This is a genomic window from Nocardia farcinica (assembly GCF_029867845.1).
Taxonomy (GTDB): Bacteria; Actinomycetota; Actinomycetes; order Mycobacteriales; family Mycobacteriaceae; genus Nocardia; species Nocardia farcinica_A.
The window spans coordinates 1-3978 of record NZ_JARWRU010000737.1 but is presented as its reverse complement, the minus strand read 5'-3'; the positions used below and the strand labels follow the sequence as shown (position 1 = coordinate 3978).

Below are 3978 nucleotides of genomic sequence, written 5' to 3'. Positions count from 1 at the left end.
TCATGGTGCCGAGCACCACGACCACCTGCTCGATGGTCCGCAGCATGGATTCCTCGGCCATCTCGGCCCGCACCCCCGCCGGGCGGCGGCGCATCGGCAGCCGGGCGCGCGGGTTGCGGCGAACCGTGCCGGCGGCCACCGCGCCGAGCGCGGTCCCGCGAGCCAGTCGCGAGGTCGGCACGTGCTTGCCCATCGAGGTACCTCCGTTGGTGCCGCCGAGATCGGGTGGCGCGCTGCCCGCCGCCTCGGGCTGGGGCCGGGCGGGCACCACCGGCTTCAGCCTAACGGCACACGCTGTGACCTCGCTCGCACGGGAACCGGGCGACCCGGCCTGCCGAGGTCAGGCGGCGGGGCCCGGCTCCGGCGCGGGCAGCACGTGCTCCTGGGCGTTGAACTCCTCGCGGGAGCCGCGGGTGCGGGCCATGCCCTCGATTGCGCTCCAGACCATCATGGTCAGGTAGTCGATGACTTCCTCGCGGGTCAGCGTCTTGTCGGTGGTCCACCAGTGGGTGGCCAGCTGGATGCCGCCGACCAGCACGTAGGACCACAGCTGGGAGCCGGTGGTCTCGATGCCGCGCGCGCTGGCGTGCTCGCTGATCACCGCGGAGACCACGTCGGCGAACAGCTTCTCGAACTCGGCCAGCGAGGAGCTGTCCGAGCCGTTGCCCATGATGAACCGGTAGACCTCGGGGTCCTCGTCGACGGTGGTCACGTAGGCGGCCAGCGCCGAGCGGGTCAGCTGGTACTCGTCGGCGTCCAGGCTGATCGCGCCGTACACGCGCGGCATCAGGGTCTGCTCGATGAACCGCTGCATGGTCGCGTGGACCAGGTCGTTCTTGTCGGCGAAGTAGCGGTACAGGACCGTCTTTGACACGCCGATCTGCGCGGCGATCTCGTCCATGCCCGCCGACGCGCCGCGGGCGCGCACCGCGGCGAGCGTGCCGACGACCAGCTCTTCACGGCGGTCGATCTTGTGCTGGCGCCACCGGCGCTTGCGGCCGTCCACCCGGCCGGAGCGCACGGCCGCCGGTCGATCGGCGCGTTCACCGACGTCGACAAGGTCTTCGGTGGACAGGATGGACTCCCTCGCTCGTTCGGTCGGATGGTCGCTTGGTCGGCCTACAGCTTATGGCACAGCAGAATGGAAGACATGGAGAAAGCTCCCGGCAACCTCACCGCCCCCGTGATCGCGCCCCCGCGACCGGCCCCGGCGGTGACTCCCGCCGCGCCGACGGGGTTCTTCGTCGACGAGACGGTCAAGAAGCGCGACCTGCTCAAGATGAAGGCCCTGGCCACCGGATTGCTGGCGCTGGCGACAGCGATATACCTGTGCTGCCGGTGGCTGGAATCACGTGGTGGCGGCGGCGACTGGGTGGGCTATGTCCGCGCCGCCTCCGAGGCGGGCATGGTGGGTGCGCTCGCGGACTGGTTCGCCGTCACGGCACTGTTCCGGCATCCGCTCGGCCTGCCCATCCCGCACACCGCGATCATCCGCAAGAAGAAGGACCAGCTCGGCGCCAGCCTGGGCAGCTTCGTCGGCACCAACTTCCTGGCTCCCGAGGTGGTGTCGGAGAAGGTGCGCTCGGCGCAGGTGTCGCTGCGGGTCGGGCGCTGGATGGCCGACCCCGGGCACGCCGAGCGGGTGGCGCAGGAGAGCTCGACCATTCTGCGCGCGGTGGTCGGCGCGCTGCGCGACGAGGACGTCGAGCAGATCATCGACAACACCATCGTCAAGCGCATCGCCGAGCCGCTGTGGGGTCCGCCGATCGGGCGGGTGCTGGCCGAGCTGCTGGCCGACAACCGGCAGCTGGCCCTGATCGAGCTGCTCGCCGAGCGCGCGCACCAGTGGGCGCTGGCCAGTCAGGAGACCATCGACAAGGTCATCCTGGAGCAGGCGCCGCAGTGGGCGCCGAAGTTCGTCAACATCATGCTCTCGGAGAAGGTCTACCGGGAGGTCGTCGAGTTCACCTGGCGGGTGCGCTCGGAGCCCGACCACGAGGTGCGCCGCGCGGCGAACCGATTCCTGGAGGAGTTCGCCCACGATCTGCAGTACGACGAGGCCATGATCAAGAAGGCCGAGCGGGTCAAGGCGCAGGTCATGGGCCGCGAGGAGATCACCGGTCTGGCCGAGGCCACCTGGCGGGCGGCCAAGCGGCTGATCCTGGAGTCGGCCGACGACCCGGACAGCACGCTGCGGCGCAAGGTGGCCGAGAACGTCCAGCAGCTCGGCGAGCGGCTGCGCGACGAGGACGAGCTGCGGGACAAGATCGACGACTGGCTCGACCGCGGGGTGCGCTATCTGGTGAGCAACTACGCGGGGGAGATCACCACCCTGGTCACCGACACCGTCGCCAAGTGGGACGCCGAGGAGGCGAGCAAGAAGATCGAACTGCAGGTGGGGCGGGATCTGCAGTTCATCAGGATCAACGGCACGGTGGTCGGTTCACTGGCCGGTCTGGCCATCTACACGGTGTCCCAGCTGCTGTTCCAGCACTGACACGCAAGTTACGGGGCGGTCGGCCCGCGTCCGTTTTGTCCGGCGGCGGGGCAGGCGCTTGACTTCGCATCGGGACCCGGGGCGACACACCCGGGTGCTAACAGAGTGCTTGCAAGAGTTAGCACTTGTCTCTAGACTCGTACACGTGCAACCGCCAGAAGGTGAGTGATGACAGACCATCCCGAGCGGCGCGTAGCGAACGCGGCGCACGACATCGGAGGTTTCATCAGGGCGCAGCGGGAAGCCGCGCAGGTCTCGTTGCGTCAACTGGCCGCGCTGGCGGGGGTGAGCAATCCCTACCTGAGCCAGATCGAGCGGGGACTGCGCAACCCGTCCGCGGAGGTGCTCACGCAGATCGCGAAAGCGCTGCGGGTCTCCTCGGAGGTCTTGTACGTACGGGCCGGCTATCTCGAGGAGCGGCCACACAGTCCGGTCAGGGACGCGCTGCTGGGCGACACCTCCCTCACGGAGCGCCAGAAGCAGGTCCTGCTGGACATCTACGAATCGTTCCGCCGTGAGAACGGCGCGGACGAGACGGAGGGGGAGCGGGACAGCGACGTTCCGAAACCGACGATCGACGTCACCCCGACATCACCAGACACTCCGCCACGCCAGGAGAGCCGAACAACATGACCGACAAGACCGTAACCGTGACCAAGCCCCTGCTCGCCGCCGTCGGCGTCGGGGACGCCGTGTACACCGCCGCCCTCGACGTCGTCAGCCAGGTCCGCGAGAAGGCGGGCACGACCGCCGACGTGAGCGTCCGGGTCGAGGAGGCGCGCGAGCGCATCGCCCACGTGCCCGCCGACGTGCAGGCCCAGATCGAGACGCTGCGCGAGCGGCTGTCCGGCCTGCCCGGCGAGCTGCCCAACGAGGTCGCCGAGCTGCGCGAGAAGCTGACCGCCGAGGAGCTGCGCAAGCTCGCCGAGGAGTACTTCTCCAAGGCTGTCGAGATCTACACCGAGCTGGCCGCCCGCGGCGAGGAGACCGTCGAGCGGCTGCGCGCCAACGAGGTCGTCGAGGAGCGCCTCGGCAAGGTGGAGGGCCTGTACAAGGAGGCCACCTCGCGCGCCGAGGAGGTCGTCGGCAAGGTGAGCGGCCTGCTCGGCCGTCCGGCCGAGGCCGGCGAGCCCGCGACCGTCGTCGACGCCGAGCCGGTGGTCGAGGCGCCGGTGGCCGAGGCGCCGCTGGCCGAGAGGGAGGTGCCGCTGGCCGAGAGGGAGGTCGAGGCGGAGGTGGTCGACATCGCCCCCGCGCCGGCCGAACCCACCCCGGCCGAGGAGGCGGTCGTCAAGCCCGCCGCCAAGAAGCCGGCCCGCAAGGCCACGCCGCGCAAGAGCGCGCCGAAGACCGTCTGATCGGTCCTCGGCTCCTCCGGTTCCGCGTCCGCGGGACCGGCCGGGATTCCATCGCCCACGCGCCGCCGCGCGGTGGGAGGGGGGTTTTAGTAAACAGGACAGGTGACTTCCGTGGACGGGTTG

General features: G+C 69.9%; 4 protein-coding genes and 1 pseudogene. 3 read left to right on the top strand and 2 right to left on the bottom strand.

Annotated elements, in window-relative coordinates:
* Positions 1–271 (bottom strand): annotated as a pseudogene (locus QH283_RS16130) (hypothetical protein); the annotation flags it as partial.
* 69 nt (positions 272–340) lie between these two features.
* The gene (locus QH283_RS16125) at positions 341–1021 is read right to left on the bottom strand and encodes a TetR/AcrR family transcriptional regulator (protein WP_280503805.1); all 681 of its coding nucleotides are present in this window, start codon (positions 1019–1021) and stop codon (positions 341–343) included.
* A 129-nt stretch (positions 1022–1150) separates the two neighbouring features.
* On the opposite strand from QH283_RS16125, the gene QH283_RS16120 reads away from it, so the two are divergent.
* The 3 genes from QH283_RS16120 (at position 1151) to QH283_RS16110 (ending at position 3855) form a co-directional block, all read left to right on the top strand.
* Entirely contained in the window at positions 1151–2497 is a 1347-nt protein-coding gene (locus tag QH283_RS16120; RefSeq protein ID WP_280503804.1) for a DUF445 domain-containing protein, read from the top strand.
* A 168-nt stretch (positions 2498–2665) separates the two neighbouring features.
* Positions 2666–3130: a helix-turn-helix domain-containing protein gene (locus QH283_RS16115; RefSeq protein WP_280503803.1), complete on the top strand. Its 465-nt coding sequence runs from the start codon at positions 2666–2668 to the stop codon at positions 3128–3130.
* Entirely contained in the window at positions 3127–3855 is a 729-nt protein-coding gene (locus QH283_RS16110) for a heparin-binding hemagglutinin (protein ID WP_280503802.1), read from the top strand. The genes QH283_RS16115 and QH283_RS16110 overlap by 4 nt, the downstream gene beginning before the upstream one ends.
* The last annotated feature ends 123 nt before the right edge of the window (positions 3856–3978 follow it).